This window comes from Pseudarthrobacter sp. CCNWLW207 (genome assembly GCF_037203945.1).
GTDB lineage: Bacteria > Actinomycetota > Actinomycetes > Actinomycetales > Micrococcaceae > Arthrobacter.
Genome location: NZ_JBBCBS010000001.1, coordinates 373,779 through 391,739 on the forward strand (window position 1 = coordinate 373,779; position 17,961 = coordinate 391,739).

18 protein-coding genes and 3 pseudogenes are annotated in these 17,961 nt (G+C 63.6%); 8 read left to right on the top strand and 13 right to left on the bottom strand.

Translation table 11 applies throughout. The features are described 5' to 3' along the window. Nucleotide 1: 1 nt before the first annotated feature. A complete protein-coding gene (locus V9L17_RS01625; protein WP_337350193.1) occupies nt 2–1,606 on the top strand; it encodes a radical SAM protein in 1,605 nt (534 codons plus the stop codon). A 20-nt stretch (nt 1,607–1,626) separates the two neighbouring features. Next, a complete protein-coding gene (locus V9L17_RS01630; protein ID WP_337350194.1) occupies nt 1,627–2,001 on the top strand; it encodes a hypothetical protein in 375 nt (124 codons plus the stop codon). A gap of 64 nt (nt 2,002–2,065) precedes the next feature. Here V9L17_RS01630 and V9L17_RS01635 read toward each other — a convergent pair whose 3' ends face one another. The 4 genes from V9L17_RS01635 to V9L17_RS01650 all read right to left on the bottom strand — a co-directional run bounded on the left by V9L17_RS01635 (nt 2,066) and on the right by V9L17_RS01650 (nt 5,032). After that, nucleotides 2,066–2,902 (bottom strand): hypothetical protein, encoded by an 837-nt coding sequence (locus V9L17_RS01635; protein WP_337350195.1) that lies wholly within the window; start codon nt 2,900–2,902, stop codon nt 2,066–2,068. Further along, complete coding sequence (locus V9L17_RS01640; RefSeq protein ID WP_337350196.1) at nt 2,899–3,465, bottom strand: RNA polymerase sigma factor; 567 nt, start codon at nt 3,463–3,465, stop codon at nt 2,899–2,901. The genes V9L17_RS01635 and V9L17_RS01640 overlap by 4 nt, the downstream gene beginning before the upstream one ends. A gap of 236 nt (nt 3,466–3,701) precedes the next feature. Then, the gene (locus V9L17_RS01645) at nt 3,702–4,583 is read right to left on the bottom strand and encodes an SDR family oxidoreductase (protein ID WP_337350197.1); all 882 of its coding nucleotides are present in this window, start codon (nt 4,581–4,583) and stop codon (nt 3,702–3,704) included. Beyond that, on the bottom strand, nt 4,580–5,032 hold the full coding sequence (locus V9L17_RS01650) for a nuclear transport factor 2 family protein (protein ID WP_337350198.1): 453 nt from the start codon (nt 5,030–5,032) through the stop codon (nt 4,580–4,582). The genes V9L17_RS01645 and V9L17_RS01650 overlap by 4 nt, the downstream gene beginning before the upstream one ends. Before the next feature lie 109 nt (nt 5,033–5,141). On the opposite strand from V9L17_RS01650, the gene V9L17_RS01655 reads away from it, so the two are divergent. Beyond that, complete coding sequence (locus V9L17_RS01655; RefSeq protein WP_337350199.1) at nt 5,142–5,810, top strand: TetR/AcrR family transcriptional regulator; 669 nt, start codon at nt 5,142–5,144, stop codon at nt 5,808–5,810. A 371-nt stretch (nt 5,811–6,181) separates the two neighbouring features. Here the strand turns inward: V9L17_RS01655 and V9L17_RS01660 are convergent, their stop codons facing one another. Beyond that, nucleotides 6,182–6,736 carry a hypothetical protein gene (locus tag V9L17_RS01660; protein ID WP_337350200.1) on the bottom strand — a complete coding sequence of 185 codons (555 nt, stop codon included), beginning with the start codon at nt 6,734–6,736 and terminating at the stop codon, nt 6,182–6,184. 81 nt (nt 6,737–6,817) lie between these two features. On the opposite strand from V9L17_RS01660, the gene V9L17_RS01665 reads away from it, so the two are divergent. Then, entirely contained in the window at nt 6,818–7,522 is a 705-nt protein-coding gene (locus V9L17_RS01665; RefSeq protein WP_337350201.1) for a hypothetical protein, read from the top strand. 39 nt (nt 7,523–7,561) lie between these two features. Here V9L17_RS01665 and V9L17_RS01670 read toward each other — a convergent pair whose 3' ends face one another. The 4 genes from V9L17_RS01670 to V9L17_RS01685 form a co-directional block, all read right to left on the bottom strand. Beyond that, nucleotides 7,562–7,966 (bottom strand): hypothetical protein, encoded by a 405-nt coding sequence (locus V9L17_RS01670; protein ID WP_337350202.1) that lies wholly within the window; start codon nt 7,964–7,966, stop codon nt 7,562–7,564. 195 nt (nt 7,967–8,161) lie between these two features. Continuing rightward, nucleotides 8,162–9,028: an alpha/beta hydrolase gene (locus V9L17_RS01675; RefSeq protein ID WP_337350203.1), complete on the bottom strand. Its 867-nt coding sequence runs from the start codon at nt 9,026–9,028 to the stop codon at nt 8,162–8,164. A 101-nt stretch (nt 9,029–9,129) separates the two neighbouring features. After that, a complete protein-coding gene (locus V9L17_RS01680; RefSeq protein ID WP_337350204.1) occupies nt 9,130–9,339 on the bottom strand; it encodes a DUF4177 domain-containing protein in 210 nt (69 codons plus the stop codon). 126 nt (nt 9,340–9,465) lie between these two features. Beyond that, on the bottom strand, nt 9,466–10,032 hold the full coding sequence (locus V9L17_RS01685) for a TetR/AcrR family transcriptional regulator (protein ID WP_337350205.1): 567 nt from the start codon (nt 10,030–10,032) through the stop codon (nt 9,466–9,468). Between the two features lie 328 nt (nt 10,033–10,360). Between V9L17_RS01685 and V9L17_RS01690 the strand changes: the two genes are divergently transcribed. Together V9L17_RS01690 and V9L17_RS01695 are read left to right on the top strand one after the other, a co-directional pair. Continuing rightward, nucleotides 10,361–11,104, top strand: coding sequence for a hemerythrin domain-containing protein (locus V9L17_RS01690; protein WP_337350206.1), 744 nt, complete (start codon nt 10,361–10,363; stop codon nt 11,102–11,104). A 313-nt stretch (nt 11,105–11,417) separates the two neighbouring features. Next, the gene (locus V9L17_RS01695; protein WP_337350207.1) at nt 11,418–11,738 is read left to right on the top strand and encodes an HNH endonuclease; all 321 of its coding nucleotides are present in this window, start codon (nt 11,418–11,420) and stop codon (nt 11,736–11,738) included. Between the two features lie 110 nt (nt 11,739–11,848). On the opposite strand, the gene V9L17_RS01700 is transcribed toward V9L17_RS01695, so the two are convergent. Together V9L17_RS01700 and V9L17_RS01705 are read right to left on the bottom strand one after the other, a co-directional pair. Then, the gene (locus tag V9L17_RS01700; protein ID WP_337350208.1) at nt 11,849–12,697 is read right to left on the bottom strand and encodes a class I SAM-dependent methyltransferase; all 849 of its coding nucleotides are present in this window, start codon (nt 12,695–12,697) and stop codon (nt 11,849–11,851) included. A 59-nt stretch (nt 12,698–12,756) separates the two neighbouring features. Next, nucleotides 12,757–13,012 (bottom strand): annotated as a pseudogene (locus V9L17_RS01705) (zinc-binding dehydrogenase); the annotation flags it as partial. 65 nt (nt 13,013–13,077) lie between these two features. On the opposite strand from V9L17_RS01705, the pseudogene V9L17_RS21260 reads away from it, so the two are divergent. Continuing rightward, a pseudogene (locus V9L17_RS21260) lies at nt 13,078–13,790 on the top strand (DUF6994 family protein). 723 nt (nt 13,791–14,513) lie between these two features. Here V9L17_RS21260 and V9L17_RS01715 read toward each other — a convergent pair. Continuing rightward, nucleotides 14,514–14,896 (bottom strand): annotated as a pseudogene (locus tag V9L17_RS01715) (VOC family protein). A 63-nt stretch (nt 14,897–14,959) separates the two neighbouring features. On the opposite strand from V9L17_RS01715, the gene V9L17_RS01720 reads away from it, so the two are divergent. Next, nucleotides 14,960–16,846: a DUF262 domain-containing protein gene (locus V9L17_RS01720; protein ID WP_337350210.1), complete on the top strand. Its 1,887-nt coding sequence runs from the start codon at nt 14,960–14,962 to the stop codon at nt 16,844–16,846. Nucleotides 16,847–17,150: 304 nt separating this feature from the next. On the opposite strand, the gene V9L17_RS01725 is transcribed toward V9L17_RS01720, so the two are convergent. Continuing rightward, nucleotides 17,151–17,711, bottom strand: coding sequence for a hypothetical protein (locus V9L17_RS01725; RefSeq protein WP_337350211.1), 561 nt, complete (start codon nt 17,709–17,711; stop codon nt 17,151–17,153). Nucleotides 17,712–17,961 lie beyond the last annotated feature (250 nt).

Below are 17,961 nucleotides of genomic sequence, written 5' to 3' on the forward strand. Positions count from 1 at the left end.
GATGAACCCTTTACCGTTCCCTTCCCGGCAGGCGCTGCCTGGCCCTGGCCAGCCGCTGCGCGGGGACCGCATCCACCGGTACGTCACAGCGTTCTGTCCCCGCTGCCACGAGTCAAACCCTCCGCTCGCGCAGGTGCGACGCCTCTCCGGCGTGCTGCTGGTCCGCGATGACCGGGTCTGGCTCGAGCGCGGCTGCCCGGATCACGGACTCGTCAGCACCTTGTACGACGAGTCACCGGAAATCCTGCGCTACCTGGAGAAGTGGCAGGCGCCGACCAAGCAACACATCCCGGACCAGGCCGGCAACTACCGCCAGATACCGGAGGCCTACGCCTACGGGCTGCCCGCCATGCAGACCCAGCACACGTGCATCCTCCTGCAGGACATCATCGAGCACTGCAACCTGCGCTGCCCCACCTGCTTCACCGCCTCCGGCCCCCAACTGCAGGGAGTGGCGCCGCTCAGCGAGGTACTCGAGAATATCGACACCCGGCTTGCCCGCGAAAACGGACGGCTGGACGTACTGATGCTCTCCGGCGGCGAGCCGACGCTTTATCCCCATCTGGCCGAACTTCTGGATGAACTCGTCGCCCGGCCGATCGTCCGGATCATGGTGAACAGCAACGGCATGCTCATGGCCACCGACGACGAACTGCTCGCACTGCTGGCCAGGCACCGGGACCGCGTGGAGGTGTATCTCCAATACGACGGCCCGTCCAAAGAAGCGTCCATCCACCACCGAGGCGGAGACCTGACCCGCTTCAAAGACATGGCCATCGCGCGCCTGTCCGAGGCAGGTGTATTCACCACCCTGACGATGACAGCGACACTCGGCGTCAACGACGGTGAGGTCGGCGCCGTCGTCATGAGGGCCTTGGAAACCCCGTTCGTGGGTGGGGTTGCGCTGCAGCCGGTGTTCGGTTCAGGACGCGGCCACGGCATCGACCCCACGGACAGGCTCACCCACACCGGCGTCCTCGAACGGCTCGCCGAGCAAACCGGAGGGGTGGTCTCATGGCACGACCTGACAGCACTCCCCTGCTCGCATCCGCACTGCGCGTCCGTGGGCTACATGCTGAAGGACGACTCAGGAGTCTGGCGTTCACTGACAGCCCTCATCGGGCACGACCAGCTGCTCGCCTGGCTGGAACTCAACCCTGACAGCATCGCCAACCGCATCGCCGACAGCGCGATCCCGCTCGAGCTGCGCAACCTCATGAAGTCCTCCCTGCTGGACCTGCTGAGCGAACAGTCCTCGCTGTCACACCCGCGGACCATGGACCTTTGGAAGAACATCTGCACCCAGTGCGACCTCGGCATCGGCACGCTCACCACGCTGGCTGCCGGCAAGCTTCCAGGGCAGCAACAGCGGCTGCGCAGGCTCCTCGCCGAACGGATCACCCGCATCATGGTCAAACCCTTCATGGACATCTCCACCATGATCGAGGAACGGCTCACCCAATGCTGCGTCCACGTGGGCACCAAGAGCGACGCCGGCGATCACCAGTGCGCTCCGTTCTGTGCCGTCCAGGCGTGGCCGGCCCTGGCCAGGCAACGAATGAGCACAGCAACAGGCCGGGAGCTTCTCCCAGTCCGCCAGGTCTAAGTCAGCGATAGGGAGGAATCATGAGTTCCGCTTCTGACGCCCGTCGCATCGCAGCCGGGCCGTCGCCGTCGCAGCTGGTGCGCTCCAAGCTCGCAGGCCGGCGCGGACACAGTCCCGACCCTGAAACAGATCCGCAGTCCCCTCCTGCCTTCGATCCGCTGCGGCTCTGCATCTTCGCGACCATTGCCCTGCTCGGCTGGGCAGCCGGTCCGGTGGCACTGGCCGTGTTCGCCGCAGTCGGCTTCGCCGGCTATTGGAAAGCGCGACGGCGGGGCCTGACGAAGTCGAAGTGCTACCTCCGCGATACGAGACTGGTCCTGGCCTACCTGGGCATCCTGTTAGCGGCTGGGTTGTGGGGAATCTACTCGCTGGCAGCCCAACTGTTCGGCTTCTAATTTGCGGTGCTGAAGTCGGCGGCGCGCTCCAGAATGGCCACGGGGCCACGTCTGTTTCGAGCATTCAGAAACTCAGGCGGCTGGTTCCCGTGGTGCCGTCCCCGTAAGTCACTTCGACCTCGACGCCGGTACGTGAGGCGTCCTGCAGTTCGTCTCCGGGGAGCCACAGAGCGAAGCGGCCCTGCGATACGGTTGCGGTCACGTCCTCGCGGGTCTGGCTCTTGTAAATGACGCCCATAATGTCGGCCCCGGCCGCGCCGGCCGCCAAGGAGATTTCCCCGGCGCCCATGCTGCCGCTCCCCAGATCCGTCGCCATCAGTTCACGGGGTCCGGGCGTGGTGTAACCAGCGGGTTTACCCACTGAACCGATCATGCCCTTGCTGAACAGGTGAACAGCATCATCGGTGATGCACAAGGCGGAAAACCCGTCCTCACCGGCGAGCACAACCGTTGTCCACACTCCGCGGCGCTCAGCGACCGCCACGGCAGCACCCTCCGCGTCATCCGCGTACATGCCGCCGCCCACGTCCTTCTGGTGCACGCGGCATTGGTCAGCTGCGCGGGCGCGGTCCGTTTCGGACATGCCTGCGGGGGCGGCAGTCCACGTGGCGAAGGCAGGGTCCCCGCCGGACATGGGCGGCAGGAGGAGCAGGCCCGCGGTGGCTACGGCGACCATCCCTCCAACCCATGCGACCCTGCGGACAGTCGGTCTGGTGTTTCCCGGCTGGCGACCAACATCGACGACGGTTGACGCGTCAGCGTGCCCTGACCGTTTGGGCGCCGGGTCGGTGGAGATGATGCGTTGAAAGTCAGTGCGGGCCCGCTGCGAGTCTGCTGAACCACCGTGGTCAGCGGCGTCCATGGTTCGGAGCAGGGTGTCGATGTCTTGGTTGCGTGTCATGGCCTGGTTGTCCTTCCAATGGAGGGTTCTGGCGTGCGGGAGGGCTGCGGGAGGTGGTCGAGAAGGAGCCGAAGTGCCCGGCGGGCACGGCTCAGCCGCAAACGGAACGCGACCGGCGAAATGCCGAGCACGGCCGCAGCCTGCGGTGCATTGAGGTCTTCAAAGACAGCGAGGCTCAGCGCTTCCTGGTGGACTTCGGAGAGGAGGCGCCATGCTCTGGCGAGGTCTACGCGGTTCATGATCGGGTCAGTGTCCCCGTCCGGGTACGTCATGGCCGCGGCGTCAGCCAGACGCACGCTGAGCGTGGAGCGGCGTTGTTCGCCCCGGCTAGTGTTCAGCAGAATGTTCCGGGCGATGCCATAGATCCATGCCCTGGCATCCTCAGGCAGTACCGGCAAGTCATCGAGGCGGCGCCAGACAACAAGGAACGCGTCAGCCACCACATCTTCGGCGTGGTCCGGGTGAGCCCGGCGCTGAACGAACCGGATCAGGTCCGGATAGACCGCTTCATAGGTCGATCTGAAGGTCCGCTCCCGATCGGGAGAATGCGAAAAGTGCCTCATGCCCTATACCTGTCCCCCATCCGACCAAGTGTGTCGCACCAGCAGGGAAATGGGTTCTGTTTCTTAGCCGATACATGCTCGCTGCGATGAATTTGTTAGCGGATCAGTTGCGCCAGCGAGACTGGGGCCAAGACTTTCATGATTGACCCTTCCAAGGGCACGGCCGGGACCAAGAGCGTCCCCCGGACCGGGCAACGCCTACACTAGGCATTGCCAGCCAGGGTCCGCCGGAGGCGTTACCTTCCCTGGACCGCGGTTTCGAGGACCTGTTGCAGGCCGGTGACGGGAACGTCGGGGAATTCCGCCCTCGCTGGTGCCCACTGGAAGCCAGCGGCTCCCGTTTCCTCCAGAATCCCGGCCCGTGCGACCCGGGCGAGGAAGGGCGAGAAGGGCTTCGCTGCGACGGACAGGACGCGCTCGGCCGCGACCGGGATCCGCTGGACTGACCCGTGGCCGGCCCGGCTGAGCACAGCCTCGGCAAGTTCGTTAGCGGTGAGTGTCTGCGAACCCCATTCGAGGACACGGTTCTCCAGGGCGGGATCCGAAAGCGCACGGACCACAAGGGTCGCTGCGTCCTGGACAGCTGTGAAGGTGACCGGCGCAGAACCTGAACCGAAGACCAGCACCTTGCCCTTGGACTCAAGCGGGGCAGTCATAGTCTCGAGGCGCTGCTCAAGGAGTGCCCCCATCCGGATGACTGTCCACACCATGCCGGAATTGCGGACGGCTTCCTCGGCCGCGGCTTTGCAGCGCAAGTACTCGATCGGTGCGTCGGGGGCGGCACCGTGCATCGACATCATGACTATGCGCTCGGCTCCGGCGGCGTCCGCCGCGCGAACGAGCCGGATGGCGCCATCACGGTCAACGGTGCGTGGATCAGAGTCCTTGATGCCAAACCCGGAGGCTGCGAACACCACCGCGGTGCAGCCAGACACCGCTTCCCGACAGTCCGCTTCGGAGGCGAGGTCGCCCCTCAGGAGCTCGACGCCGTCGTCCGCAGTATCGGGGAAGGGCTGGGAAGAGCCGCGGGCCATGACGCGGACCCGATGCCCGGCCTCCACCAGCAGGGGAACCAGCGCGCGGCCAAGCCGGCCCGTACCGCCCACCACGAGGATCATGACCGGTCACCGCTTCCGGCTGCCCCGCGGACAGCCATAGCCACCGCGGCGTTCACGTCCCCGGACTCGTGCTCCACCGGTTCAAGGTAGAAGTGCGCCGCAGCGATTCTGTCATCCCGGACGGTGAAGATTGCCACCCCCGCGGAGGACGTCACCGAGCCATCCGGCCGGGTACCCCGATTGCTCCATTCCATCCAGACCGTATTGCTGGCTCCCGTCGTCGCGTCGTGCACGGTAAGTGTCAGGTCCGGCAGTCCGGCGAAGAGCGCTGCCCAGTTCTTCCGCACCTGGGCGGAGCCCGTGAAACTCCGGGCGGGGTGGGCGGGGGTGGTGTTCTCATAGTCCTCGGCGAACTCGGCCACCATTTCCTCGAGGTCGTGGCGGTTCGCGGCCGCCATCATGCGCTTCACCGGGCCTTCGGGAAGGCGGTCAACTCCTGAAGCGTCCACTATCTGCTCCTTTGCTCATCCGTCGGTTTGGACGGGGACGCCGGTATGCTTAATTTGATACAGTCAGCTGTAATTAACTGATACAAGGAGTCTAAACCCGGTGGTACCCGTGGTCAACGAATCGCGCAGCCAGGCACCCCATCCTCGCGCCTATGACTCCCGCCGTCGCCAGGAAGCAGCCGAGGAGGCGAGGAAGCGGGTGCTCGCGGAGTCGCGCACATTGTTCCTGGCGGGCGGGTACGGCCGGACCACGATTGCCGCGATCGCCCGGGCTGCCGGGGTCTCGAAGGAATCCGTCTATAAGGGCTTCGGCGGAAAGCCGGGGCTGGTGCGGGCAATCTACGAGCAGAGCTTGCTCGGTGCCGGAGGGCCACCTGCTGAGGAACGGTCGGACAACGCGCAAACCACCGTCACCGACCCCCGTGAACTCATGGAGCGGCTCGGCCGGTTCACCACCGAAGTCAGCCCGCTCGGATCCCCGGTCTTCCTTCTCATCAGGGACGCCGCCGCGAGCGGTGATCCGGACATGGCCGCGCTCCTGCTCGACGTCGACGACGCGCGCTACCGCCGGATGCTGCACAACGCCCGGCAGGTCCTCGCCAGGAAGTTCCTGAGGGCGGACCTGACAGAGGAGGAGGTAGCCGACGTTATGTTCACGTGCACCTCGGCGGAGCTCTACGAAAACCTTGTTCTCAAGCGCGGCTGGAGCGTCGAGCGCTACGGCCGCTTTATCGCCAGAACCCTGGCAGCGAATCTCCTGCCCGAGCCACCGACCTAAGCCTCGCGCACTCCGCCAAGGGCACCGTGATGCCTCGTCAGCACGAAGGAGGAATCGAACTACGCCTGGCCCAATTGGACCGCGGCGCGCAGGCCCTACAGATCGCGAGATCGTCAGCGCCGGCGAACGGCAGCCGCCCCCCTGACCGCTTGATTCACCGGCTGGTCACACACCCAGGGCCGCGACTTGGCGAAGCAGATCGGTACCCGCCATGTCCGGGCTCGGGCTCATCGTAGCGAATTGCCTCCTTCGGCCAGGAATAGGTCATAGAAGCCCCGCGTCAGGGCGGACATTGCTTCCGGCCTGGTTGAGTATGCAAGAGGATGTGGTTGGCGGCCATGCCGCCAACCACACCGGAAGGTTCACTACTGTCAATTACCGGCGGCCGCGCGCAAGAGTCGGGCAACCTCGGGGGTCATGTAGTACCGCTGACCGTCCCAATCCCAGATGTAGTGCCAGGACTTGCCCTTGGGGGTGGTGTACATCGGAAGCCCCGCGCGACGGATGGCCTTTCCCACGCCACCGAGAGTGCCTGCGACGCCAGACGCGCCTTTCGGGTGCGAGATCGCCTTGGCGATCTCCCCTGGAAGGAAGTGCATGGTTTCGTCTTCGGTCGCCTGGACCAAGTGAAGGAGAACTTCTTGTCCCTGCGGCGAGATCTTCTCCCAGAGGGTGGCGGCGAGGGCGGGTGCTTCGTTGGTCTCAACCCATGAAGGGACGGTGCCCGAAGGCAGCCGGGTGGGCGCATCCGGATCAGGGACGTCGGCGATGAATTCTCCAAATCGGATGTAGAACTCCTCAACGCGGTGTTCGGGGACGTGGACGGTGATCGGAATGAACGTTTGGACTCCAAGATAGGTTGCAAGAGAGGTTGGTGATTCCAGTGTCGCCTCAAGCAGCACAGACGTCAAGAGGGGTTGCAACATATCTTGTACCAGGCTGGCGGTGTTCGCTGAGCATCGGCCCATATACAGCAGGTCAGGCGAATCCTACAATGAGCCATGCCCATGACCGGCCGAGCTGTCTCTGTTGTGGTACTGCTCGCCGTCGAGGCAGGACTGGCACTGCTGGCCGTGCTGATCCACAGCGGCTTCATGGCGGTGTACGGCCGTGTTGCCGATACCGCGTTCGAGGGGCTCACTTGGGGTTTGACGGCGGGTCCTTCCGGAATGGCGCTCGGTCTGGTCGCGGTGGTAGCCGTGGTCGGTCTGGTCCTCTCACCACGGCTGTGGATGCGGCTGACAGCAGTGGCGATCCCGGTCCTCCTGCTGCTCGTGATGCTCGCTGTCACCCCCTTGGCCCTGGCGCAGAAGATCGGCAAGTACGACTCCTCTCCCCAGTGCGTGACCGAAGGCACGGATGAGCCCATGGCCAGCGCAGACCGCGAAGCCCAGCGAGCGTTCGATTCCATCGAACACATTGGCCTTTACAGCGGTGGCGGCATGAGCGGTGTGGTCGGCTGTAGCCGCGGGTTTGCGATCTCAGAAGACGTCGATGTGCTGCAGCACTATCGGTCAGCGCTGCCGGAGGCGGGCTGGGAAGTGGTTGAGGATGACGGGCGCCACCTGCGGGCCCACCATGAGGGCCTGGCCTTCGAGGTAATGCCCTGCCCCGGAGGCGGTATCGTCTGGGCCGGAAGCGAGGACGAGCCCGCATACGGACAAGGAACGCCTGGGCTGGCGGGCACTGAAATTTGTCCACACGACCTCTGAAAACCCCGGGGCGGCGCGAAGGCCGAAGGGTGTGGCTGGCTAGCGCCGCTTCCGTCTGAGCCCCAGCAGTGCCATGGCAACGGACAACGCAAGTCCTGAAGCTATCAGCGGGGTGGTCTCCCGGTCCGGGTGCCGGAACGACTCCCGCGTGATCCGCTCCCACGAGATGCCCAGGATGTAGAGGACGCCCAGCAAGCCGACCGCCTGCCTGACCCACGGCCGCGGCCTGGCAATCAGCAAAGCGGTCCCTGCCGCGTGGGCGGCCAGCGTATGCCACGGCGCCGACAGCCCGCTGCCGGTGGCCCACATGTCGCGCGCCACGTCCTCGGGCTTGCCCCGGCCAATCGGCGCGTCGTAGGGGATCCCGCCCCGGATGGCTTTCCGCGCTCCGATGAGCTGGAGAATCAGCTCTGTCAGCGAGACTGCAGCCAGGACTTTCATCATCGATCCTTCCAAGGGCATGGCCGGGACGAAGAGCGTACCGCCACCCGAGGAGACCGGGCAATGGTTTCCCGCGGACGACGGCGGCACGCACGCGGGTGCGCGCCGCCGTCGTCCTCTCCGTTCCAGTCAGAACACCGATGGCAAGAGCGTTGGAGCGGTCGACGGCGGCGTGCCGGCTCCGCAGCGCTTGCACCGTCAGTTTGGCGACCCCGCGATGCTTGACCCTGCGTCGGCTGCCACCTTTTCGAGGCCGGTCAGGAGATCCTGCAAACCGGGATCTTCAAGGGGGAAGTGGCCGCACCCACGCAGCAGTTGGCTGGTGGTGGGGCCGGGCAAGGTTCGCAGAGTGCCCTCGCTGAGTTCCACTGGGGTCCACTTGTCTAGCTCGGGGTGCATCAGGTGGACCGGGAAGAGTGCTGTGCGGGCCTCGGAATGTGCATGCTGCATATAGCTGGCGAGGAACCCGAGAGGGACCCACGCGCCGCCTCCGCGTGCATCTTTCGCGCAGAGCCGCCCCAGCTTGGGGTCGCGCCCCATTCTCCTGAGATCGGCGATCCAGGAGACCTTGACGGGCAACCTGGCGATCGGCCCGCGGACCAGCTTGAGCAGTGGCATGAAAGCCAGCGCGAAAGAGCCGAGCCGCGTCATCACTGACCGGGCGCGCCTCTCGCGTGGGTCGAGCAGGCAAGTAGCGACCACGGCCGCGACGCGGCGTGAACGGGCCGCTGCCTCCACCGTGAGCAAGCCACCGATGCTGGCCCCGAGGAGGACGACGGGACGGCCGTCGTCGTCAGCTGAAATGAGGTCCACCAGTAAGTCGACCCAATCCTCGTAGGTCACTTTTCCGCGCGATGTTGTCACCGTACGCCCGTAGAGAGGCAAGTCCACAGCAGTCAGATCGACGCCCCGGCCTGCCAGGAGGGACGCAACAGGCCAGAGCGCCGCCGCATGGGCTCCCGCGCCGTGGACGACGAGTATCCGAACCGGGGCGTTGGCATCCCGTAACCGGAGGAGGTGGACCCGATGGTTCCGCCACGGCCACCACTCCGAGGCAGGGGGCACGAGTGCCTTCCTTCGGGAAGGCGGCAAGAAACCCGCGTAGTCCTCCATACCGATCTCCGCCGGTTGACGAGGCAGCATGGTCCACCTTTCCACGAGTGCGATTATCCGAGGCTCTCGAACACAAGAGTTGCCTGGATGCGGTCACCGCCGCCGATCATTCCCTTGCTCCCGCTACTCGCGGTGGTGATGGTGTGGAGTCGGTAGCCCTTTGCGGCCTGATCGTTGATCGTCTTCTCCAGGGCGGTCAGGTTGCCCGAGCCGGTTCCCCAGAGTTTCTCTTTAAGAATCACCTGCAGGACGACATAGTGCATGACACGGTTTCCTTCCGTTGCTGGCCAATTGGGGCAATGCTAGTTGACGCGGGGCGCTCCTCCGGGGCGTTGGCGACGGCGCGTCGAGGGTATCGACGGTGCGCCGTATCAGCGCCAGGCGGCGTATCAGTCCGATGCCCGGTTGTGCCGACGCGGTACAAACGCCTGTACGACGGCATCAATCGGTGCGAGCACGTCTGCATCCGGGTCTACAGTCACCCGCTGGATGATCATGCCTTCGCCCACTGCCATGATGGCAGTCGCCGCCGCCCCGGGATCATGCGCTCCGAGGCGCTCCATTGTGGTTTCGACGAAGGACCGGAAGTGCGCGCGTCCGGCGAGCAGGGGGCGGCGGACGTCTTCGTTGTGCGTGCCTTCGAGGAAGAGGACATACCGGGCAATGGTCCGGGTCCGGGATGCGGTGGTTGCGGTTTCGACGGCGTGGGCCAGCAGAGCGACGAAGGCTTCAATATCAGCCGGCGGGCTTGGCGGGCTGACCAGCTCGGCCAGGTCCTGTTCCGCAAGCCACTCGACCACCCCAGTCAGGAGCGCGGCACGAGTGCGGAAATAGTTCGACGTCGAACCCTTCGGAACCCCTGCCAGCACATCAACCCTGATATGGGTGAGGGCTTTCAGGCCCTGCGTGCCAAGCAGCTCTACGGCAGCTTCCAGGATCCGTGCGCGAGTGGACATACTCCATACTACAAAAGTAGTGACATCTCCACTACATAAGTAGTAACCTGTCTCCATGGCAGGCTTAGCTGTCATCCTGAAGCCCGCAGTGCTCACCTCCCGTGCAGCGCCCGGGCACTCCCGCGGGTCATAAACTGCTCGTCCGATCAGGAGCCCGCGGCGCATACCGGCGTCCTCAGCACGCCCGGACAAAACCACCACAATGTGACCGAGACCCAATCCGGTACGGTGCCGGGGATGGCGGCGTAGACCGCGGCTGATCCGCCGTCTGGCCCAGCTTTCCTGGAATGCTCCCGGAGGGAACGGGGGTCTCGTCTGATTTCTGGAAATGGAGATCACCAAAATGACCGACTTCTTCACCATGCATCCCGGCGAAACCGCAGTTCCTGTGCCACCGGGACCGGTCCTGTCGTCAGGCTCCACTGGCATTCGGCGGGTTCACCGCTTCCTCCTCTGGGCCTACGGAGAGGCGCCCAACTTGGTGCGTTCCACCGCCCCTGGAGACACCTCCCGCGCCGCCTACGTGGGGGAAGTGCTCGGGAACTTCGACAAGGTGCTCCTGATCCACCAGGAGGGCCAGGACCTGCTCATGTACCCGCAACTGGCCGAGCGGGCACCGGCAAGTACGCCACACGTAGAGCAGATGCTTGACCATCACGGGCGGATTCGAGAACGCGTGCAGAGTATCGAGCCCGTCCGTAGGCGTTGGATGCAGACCGCAGACGCAGAGGACAGGGAAGCCCTCGCAAAAGGCTACGAAGACGTGCAGTCCGTTCTCAAGGAGCATCTGCGCCGCGAGGTCACCGAGGTGATGCCCGCCGTCGACCGGGTGATGACGGAAGAGGAACTGAAAGCGATGATTCAGCACGGGGTCAAGCAGCACGACAAGAAGTTCCTGGTCACCTACCTCGGAATGATTCTGGCGACGAACCCGCCCGAAGACAGAAGGGAGATATTCTTTGCGGAGATTCCTGCCCCCGCCCGTCTCGGCTACCGCCTCATCGGCCGCAGGATGTACCGCAAGCAGTACGCGACACTCTTCCCGGGAAGGCCGATTCCCGAGACGCTGTAGTCTCCGCGGCTGGCTGTCCGTGCCGGGAACGGGAGTAGCGGCACTCACTGGAGGCAGGGTGCCCGACGCTGGCCGGGCGGCTAAAGTGCGAGAGGGTCCTGAGGAAACCTGCTTTAAATGATAGAGCGTTTGAGGGGTCGACGGCGGCCTGTCGGGGCTGGGTGCAGACGTATCGGCTGTGCCCAACCACGGCAGTCCGGGTGACTGGGGTGTGGTTGCTCGCCTGCAGTTCGTACACGGGTCTGCAGCCCTTCCATCCGGGCCTTGAGCTCTGCAGGGCCAGATACGACGAACAATGCGGCTCTGGTGCAGGATGGCGGATTCAGGATTCAAGTTGCCGCCGCCGTCATCACCGGCCGGGACGTCCGGCGCCGGGATCCTGCACGCCGTTTCACGCGCCAGCAGCGCCGCGAAGGCATGGCCCGCGCAGGCGACCGGTGCGAGCTGGAAGCCGGGTTCGGGCGTCGCTGCGCCCCGCCCGGCCGAGCACGGCGACCACTTTTACCCACGGTCTGAGGGCGGTTCCACCAGTCTGCAGAACTTCGTTGCGGCCTGTGCCAGGTGCAACCGCGCCAAGCGTGCCCGGATCCCATCGCCGGGCCAGCAGCGCCGGGATGGAACGACGACGGCGTGAGTACGCACCGCCGCCGTCCTCCGTCAGCGTGGGCGAACGGCAGCCGCTGCCCTGAGGCAGAGCTCCAACAGGTTGCTCGCGATCAACCCGCCGCTGCGGTGTGCGCCTGGTTACTGCCCGTTCTCCCCAGCCTTGGTAAGCGTGAATATGCCGTAGCGCATGGCTCCGGTGCGGTAGGCGAGGATCAGGCGGGGAATGCCCAGAAACGAGCTGCGGTTGCGTGCGCCCAGGGCGAGCCGCCGTGTCCCGCGGTCGGTGAACAAAGCCTTCATGAGGCGGCCGGCGCAGATCGGCCAGGTGCGGGCGACCCGGCGGCTGACATCCTCATAGCCTGTGACCGTAAAGCCGGCCTGCCTTGCCATCTCCTCGTACTCCTCGCGCGTGCCCATCGAGGGCAGGCGCCCTTCGCGGCAGATCGGCTCGAGCAGGTGGCGGACCTTCCATCCGCTGGCACCGGTCTCGGCGAGCCACGCGCAAATGACGAAGCGGCCGCCGGGCGGGAGCACGCGGTGCGCCTCGGCGAAGAACCGGGGCTTATCGACCATGTGCTCGCTCGACTCGATCGCCCAGGCGGCATCGGCCCAGGCATCGGCCAGCCCGTTGACAAGCCAGTCGCGGACCTGGATGTCTACCTCCGGTGCGGCATGCGCGGCGGCGTAGCGGGCCTGCTCAGTCGACAGCGTGAAGCCGGTGACGCGGACCCCGCGCGTCACAGCGAGCCGCCTTGCGGTGGAGCCGTAGCCGCAGCCGATGTCGACGCACGCCTGGCCGGGCAGAAGGCCCAGCCTGTCGCCGACCGTATCCACGAGCGCCTCGACGGCCTCGCCGGGTGTCTCGCGGCCCGTCGTCCACAGCCCGTGATGGACATGCTCGCCCCACACCCGGCGGTAAATGGGATCGAGCTCGTCGTAGTGATCCGCGACCGCCACGGCGTTCTGGGAAATATCGGGGACGATCACGCCACGACACTACAACGGCGCCCCAGGCGAAGGAAGGGGAAGGACGACAGCGGCACTTGCGGCTTGACGTCCACCTTGCCCGCCTGCTCCATCTTGATCACCGCGGATGGTCGTGGACGTAGGCGATGGTGCCGCGCAGGTCGATCTCCTTGAGCACCAGCTTCTGCATGTCGATGGTGACGGGACCACCCAGATGGACACGTTGACCACCACGGCGCCGGGCCGGACGGCGTCGAGCATGGTGTCCAGCACCGCATTCACCCCGGCGCATTCGAAGGCGACGTCTACCCCGGTGCCGCCGGTCAGATCCAGCACCGAATACGTGCGGCGTGTCCAGGGCAGCAGCCGCTCGCTTGCCACAGCCTCTGCTATTTCACCCCATGGAGGATCTTTGTGAGATTGACGTCGACTACAACTTCTTCAAGGACACTCCGGCGGGTAGGGACCCCGAGAGTCACAGTCCCACACTCCGGCGGTACCACCAGCTCCCATGGAGCAAGCCTCTGCCTGATGGGCGACCGTTTGAACTCCATGCCGGACGCACCCGGTCACCGTATCTTGTGTACCAAGCGAACGGCACGAGATTCGTCCTCGGAAGCGACACGATTGCGACGCGGCATCGAAGGAAACTTCACCGCCTCTACGCGCAACTGCCCGATAAGGTCAATGACGTGTTTCTGCGACGCTCGTACACCATCTGCGGCTTCATGGTCTTCCCAGTCTCGCGCGGCGGTCTCAACCAAACTCGAGGCATTCATCCGCGGATACAGGACCGATGGGACTTGACTCTCGAAGCCATCCGGCGCTTTTACGATGGTGGCACGAGTCCCTTGGCTTTAACCATTGACCGTCATGCGGACTTCTTCGAGCTATTCGGCTCCTTTAGGGATACGTCGATCATTTCGTTTTGGGCGACTTCTTGGATGAGGGTGGTGCAGTGCGCTTGTTACTCCCCTTCGACAACTCCGAATCGCCAGCGCTGCCCTCCGACCTGCCAACGTACGCGCGTTACCGCCTTGACAGCCTGAAACTGTTTGAGGCACGCCGTCTGGGCTTTTCAAATGAGATCAAGCGCCGCTGCGTGCTCGGCTGATTATCGAGTCAGTGCCCGCTCCGCGCGCACGTGCTAGTCATCTCAGGCGTCCCGCGCCCGGAGATCCCCATGCCGCTGGCGAAGTCCTGGCGGCGGTCCATGGCGCTGGGCATCAGCCCGGACTAGCACAGCCGGCGGCAGCTGCACGGCCTGCTGGCCGACGATTCCAGTTACCGCCAGCACCGGCTGGTGCTCACTGACGCCTTCGGCGAGATCCTGTGGCGGGTGGGCAACCCGGACGTGCTGCGGAGGGCTGACCGGCTGGAGTTCTCCGAAGGGCCGACTGGTCTTAGGCAGGGATCGGCAGGCGTTAGCGAGTCGCTGGTCACCGGCCGGCCGGTGCAGTTGTTTTCCGCCGAGCACCTGGTCCGCACCCACCACGAGTGGGCCTGCACGGCGGCGCCCATCACAGCCCCCGCCACGGGCCGGCTGCTGGGTGTGCTCGAGTCTCGGGGCCGCTGGACACCCTCAGTGAGGACACGCTGCGGATGGTGTCGTGCGCCGTGCGGGTGGCGGAGGCCCTGTTGGGAACGCACGACGGCGGGACGTCCATGAGCGCGGGTGCTGCGGCTGATGTGTGACGGGCGGGTTGGGGAGGCGCTGGGGGCGTAAGCCGCTTTCCCTGCATAGCCGACCTGGTGTCCTGGCGGTGCAGCTGCTGCGGGACCAGCTGGACCTGGCCGTCGGATCTGCCGTGCAGGCCAGCGGCGTTGCCGAATCGGATCAGGGGTCTTGCCGCCTGCGCAGGAGGTAGAACCCGTTGCCCTCCGATCGTGCCAAGACGTGCCATTGCTCATCGCCGCTCTGCCCGACGTCGGCAGGATGGGCGCCCTGGGCGAGCAAGCGCTCCAGCTCCGCGTCCTGGTCCCGGTCCCGGTCCACGGGATCGACGTCAATGTGCAGAGGGAGTCTTCCAGTCCGCAGGTCGTTGCTGGGGCTTAGGACGATCGTGTGCTGCATACCGCCGAACCCTGCGTCAGGAGGCCCGATCTCGATCGCACCGTCCTGCGGTCCAGCTCGAGGTCGCCGAGCACGTTACTCCAGAACCGTCCGAGCAGTTCGAGGTCGCCGCAAGTGGGGACCCGTTCGCTTACGGCGACGTGCACCGGAGCTGAGGCAACGACCTCAAGGTCGACTACCGCGAATCCGGCGAGGCTTGGAGCCCGCACTTGACGTCCTACAACAACAGCACGGCAACGCGAACACCAAGATCACAAATTATTTTTTGCGTGCCTGTGCCAGAAACAGATCGGAGTTTGGCACAATCAAGTCAAGGTCCCACTTTCATTGGAGATACTGTGCCGTTCCAGCCGTCAACAACCATTAAACGAGTTTTGAATGATATCCAGAAAAAGGAACTCGTCCTTCCTGCGATACAACGCGAATTTGTATGGGATGCTTCTCAAATCGAGATGCTTTTTGACTCAATCATGCGGGGATATCCAATCGGGCAGTTCCTCTCGTGGAAAGTCGAACCGGACACTTCACGACTGTTCAAATTCTATGATTTCATGAGAAATTTTCACGAGTGGGATACTCCACATAATGAGCAGCTCGATCTACCTACACAATCCGTCGTCGCGGTGCTAGATGGCCAGCAACGACTCACAGCTCTCAACATTGGGCTCCGCGGATCATTTGCCGACCGAACCCCCGGCAAGTGGGTTGGAAAAGGCTCTTCATATCCTGTGCGCCGCTTGTATCTTAATGCACTCGCCGAGCTTCAGCAGGACGAGCGAGGCCGCGAATTCGACTTCAGAATGCTGACTGAGAAGCAGGCTGTTGCCGCGAGCCGCACCAGCGACTGCCAACTTATCCCGGTCAGTGAAGTTTTCGACATAGAGATGATGAAAGTTCACGAGTTACTGATCAACCACGGCCTCGGTAACGATGCGGCTGCAGGAAGGCGCGTGTACGAGCTTCACCGCGCGGTACACACAGAGCAATCCATTACCTTCTATCAGGAGGAATCCCAAGAAATTGAGCGCGTCCTCGACATCTTCGTTCGGGTAAACTCCCAGGGTGCAGTTCTTTCCCACTCCGACCTCCTGCTTTCGATTGCGACTGCACAATGGGAGACTCGCGATGCACGCAAGGAAATAAACACGCTGATTGATCGTCTAAACAGGATCGGGGCAGGTTTCAATTTTCGTCGAGACTTGATCCTCAAAGCTGGCCTTGTTCTTGCCGGCATCACCGATTTTAGTTTCAAAGTCCAAAACTTCAACGCAGAAAACATGGATCGGCTAGAAGCTGAGTGGGACGGAATCAGCGCCTCGCTGGCCCTAGCAACTGAGCTGCTTTACGATTTCGGTCTATCATCGCAAACGTTGCCGGCCGCCTCGGTGCTGATTCCGGTCGCGTATTACGTTCATACGCGCCAGCTCTCGGAGAGCTACCGCGCCAGTAACGTAGATAGGGGTGACAGATCCTTGCTGAAATCATGGGTGCTTCGCAGTCAGGTCAGCGGCGGGATATGGGGCGCAGGACTGGATACATTGCTGCGGGACCTTCGCAGTGCCATTGACGGCGCCTCCGGTGGCGGTTATCCGGTCGCCGAAATCGAGAAACGAATGGCTGCAAGAAACAAGTCGCTCATCATGAATGATGAAGAAATCGATGATCTCCTTAGCCTGGCGTACGGGCACCAACGAACTTTTGCAGCACTGGCAATACTGTTTCCGCATGTAAACACTAGAAATGTTCACCATGTAGATCATGTGTACCCTCGAGCTCTATTGGCCAGACCCCGTCTCAAGAAAGCTGGCCTAACTGACCACGAAATTGAACTCATACAGCAGCGCACCAACATGTTAGCCAATCTAGAGCTACTCGAGGGACCCGAAAACATTGGCAAGTCCGACGTCGACCCCGCGACTTGGTTGAGGTCTAGGTACTCACCAGAACATGTTGGCACGCATATGGAACTCCACAAGCTGCCGACATTGCCCGTGGACGTCCGGGATTTCAATGACTTCTTCGAGCAGCGGAGTAAGCTTCTGCGCGACCACATCAAAGACGTTCTAGGCAGCCACATCAATTTGCCGGCCAACTGAGGTCTTCTTCAAAGACAGGCACGCCGCGCCCAGATCGACCACGTCTTCATGGACGGGACAACTTCGCCGCCTCGCGCCGCCCGCATCACCCAAGGCTGGATTGAAGCGGACGACCGCAATTCCGTTGTCCTCACCAGCGACGCGAACCGCCACTGGGTGCCGGGGCACATCTGTGGTTGGGCCAGTCGAACGTCCAGCCGGGTCTGCCCGGCTGGGCGTTCTGGGAATACTGCGTCCTAGTTGTCCAACAAATCCGGTGATCGTTTGCCGGAACCAACCGCACTTTCAGCGTGCCTTTCTAGTCCTAGCGACTGAGGGAAGCCGGCCGAACAACGTCCATCCAGTCCAGGAACTCGGCGACAGTCCCGATCCGCGCGATGCGCTCGTGGATGGCCTTCTGATCGTGACCAGGAACAAAGTCGCCTCCGGTCGAAATCTCACCGCATCCGCACCGGCAAGGCCGTCCGGCTACGCTGTCAAATTCAGCGTCCTCGAAGTACCGAACGGGGTTCCGGGCGATGCTGACTGGGGTCGCACTGCCGACGTACTTGTCAAAGACCGGGTGCCCCTTGCTGAGGATCTTGCCGTGAATCGTATAGCGGTCATCGCGCTTCTCCTCGGGATCCCGCCCGTACAGAGTAGTGCGTTCCAGTGAGTCGATTTCTACGGCTTGGATAACCGTCCGTCCGAAGGAGAACAGTGCGTACCGCTCATTCTGACCGCGGACACCTATCGCCCATTCGCCGTGGTTTGCCTCGTACATTTCATCCTGGGTCATGCCGGCTTCATAACCGACGTACGGGCGGCCGAGACCGTCCTGTTCAGGATTGACAGACTTCTTGGCAGTGACGGTAATGTGCAGCACTGACGCTCCTGGGTTGAAAGCGATTGATAAGGCTTCCGGGTAACTCAAGCATGTTTGCAGGGATCATACTTGTCAAGGCCGGGAGGCTCATCTATACGCTTCGGTGAAGCGGAGTCGTTGGAAGAGAGCTGCGGTCGCGAGCGGAGGAGGCCACCGTCTGGGCGCACGTCCGCTGGGCTGACGCCATTCGTCGCCCGGGAAGGCACGCTTGAATACTTCGGTAGAGCCAAGCGAAGCGCACACCCAGTTC

What these genes read in the sequence shown, in the direction of transcription:
- V9L17_RS01680 (WP_337350204.1), bottom strand. Translation starts at nt 9,339, where the DNA reads ATGCACTATGTCGTCCTGCAGGTGATTCTTAAAGAGAAACTCTGGGGA.
- V9L17_RS01670 (WP_337350202.1), bottom strand. Translation starts at nt 7,966, where the DNA reads ATGATGAAAGTCCTGGCTGCAGTCTCGCTGACAGAGCTGATTCTCCAG.
- V9L17_RS01645 (WP_337350197.1), bottom strand. Translation starts at nt 4,583, where the DNA reads ATGATCCTCGTGGTGGGCGGTACGGGCCGGCTTGGCCGCGCGCTGGTT.
- V9L17_RS01690 (WP_337350206.1), top strand. Translation starts at nt 10,361, where the DNA reads ATGGAGATCACCAAAATGACCGACTTCTTCACCATGCATCCCGGCGAA.
- V9L17_RS01635 (WP_337350195.1), bottom strand. Translation starts at nt 2,902, where the DNA reads ATGACACGCAACCAAGACATCGACACCCTGCTCCGAACCATGGACGCC.
- V9L17_RS01660 (WP_337350200.1), bottom strand. Translation starts at nt 6,736, where the DNA reads ATGTTGCAACCCCTCTTGACGTCTGTGCTGCTTGAGGCGACACTGGAA.
- V9L17_RS01640 (WP_337350196.1), bottom strand. Translation starts at nt 3,465, where the DNA reads ATGAGGCACTTTTCGCATTCTCCCGATCGGGAGCGGACCTTCAGATCG.
- V9L17_RS01665 (WP_337350201.1), top strand. Translation starts at nt 6,818, where the DNA reads ATGACCGGCCGAGCTGTCTCTGTTGTGGTACTGCTCGCCGTCGAGGCA.
- V9L17_RS01625 (WP_337350193.1), top strand. Translation starts at nt 2, where the DNA reads ATGAACCCTTTACCGTTCCCTTCCCGGCAGGCGCTGCCTGGCCCTGGC.
- V9L17_RS01695 (WP_337350207.1), top strand. Translation starts at nt 11,418, where the DNA reads ATGGCGGATTCAGGATTCAAGTTGCCGCCGCCGTCATCACCGGCCGGG.
- V9L17_RS01685 (WP_337350205.1), bottom strand. Translation starts at nt 10,032, where the DNA reads ATGTCCACTCGCGCACGGATCCTGGAAGCTGCCGTAGAGCTGCTTGGC.
- V9L17_RS01630 (WP_337350194.1), top strand. Translation starts at nt 1,627, where the DNA reads ATGAGTTCCGCTTCTGACGCCCGTCGCATCGCAGCCGGGCCGTCGCCG.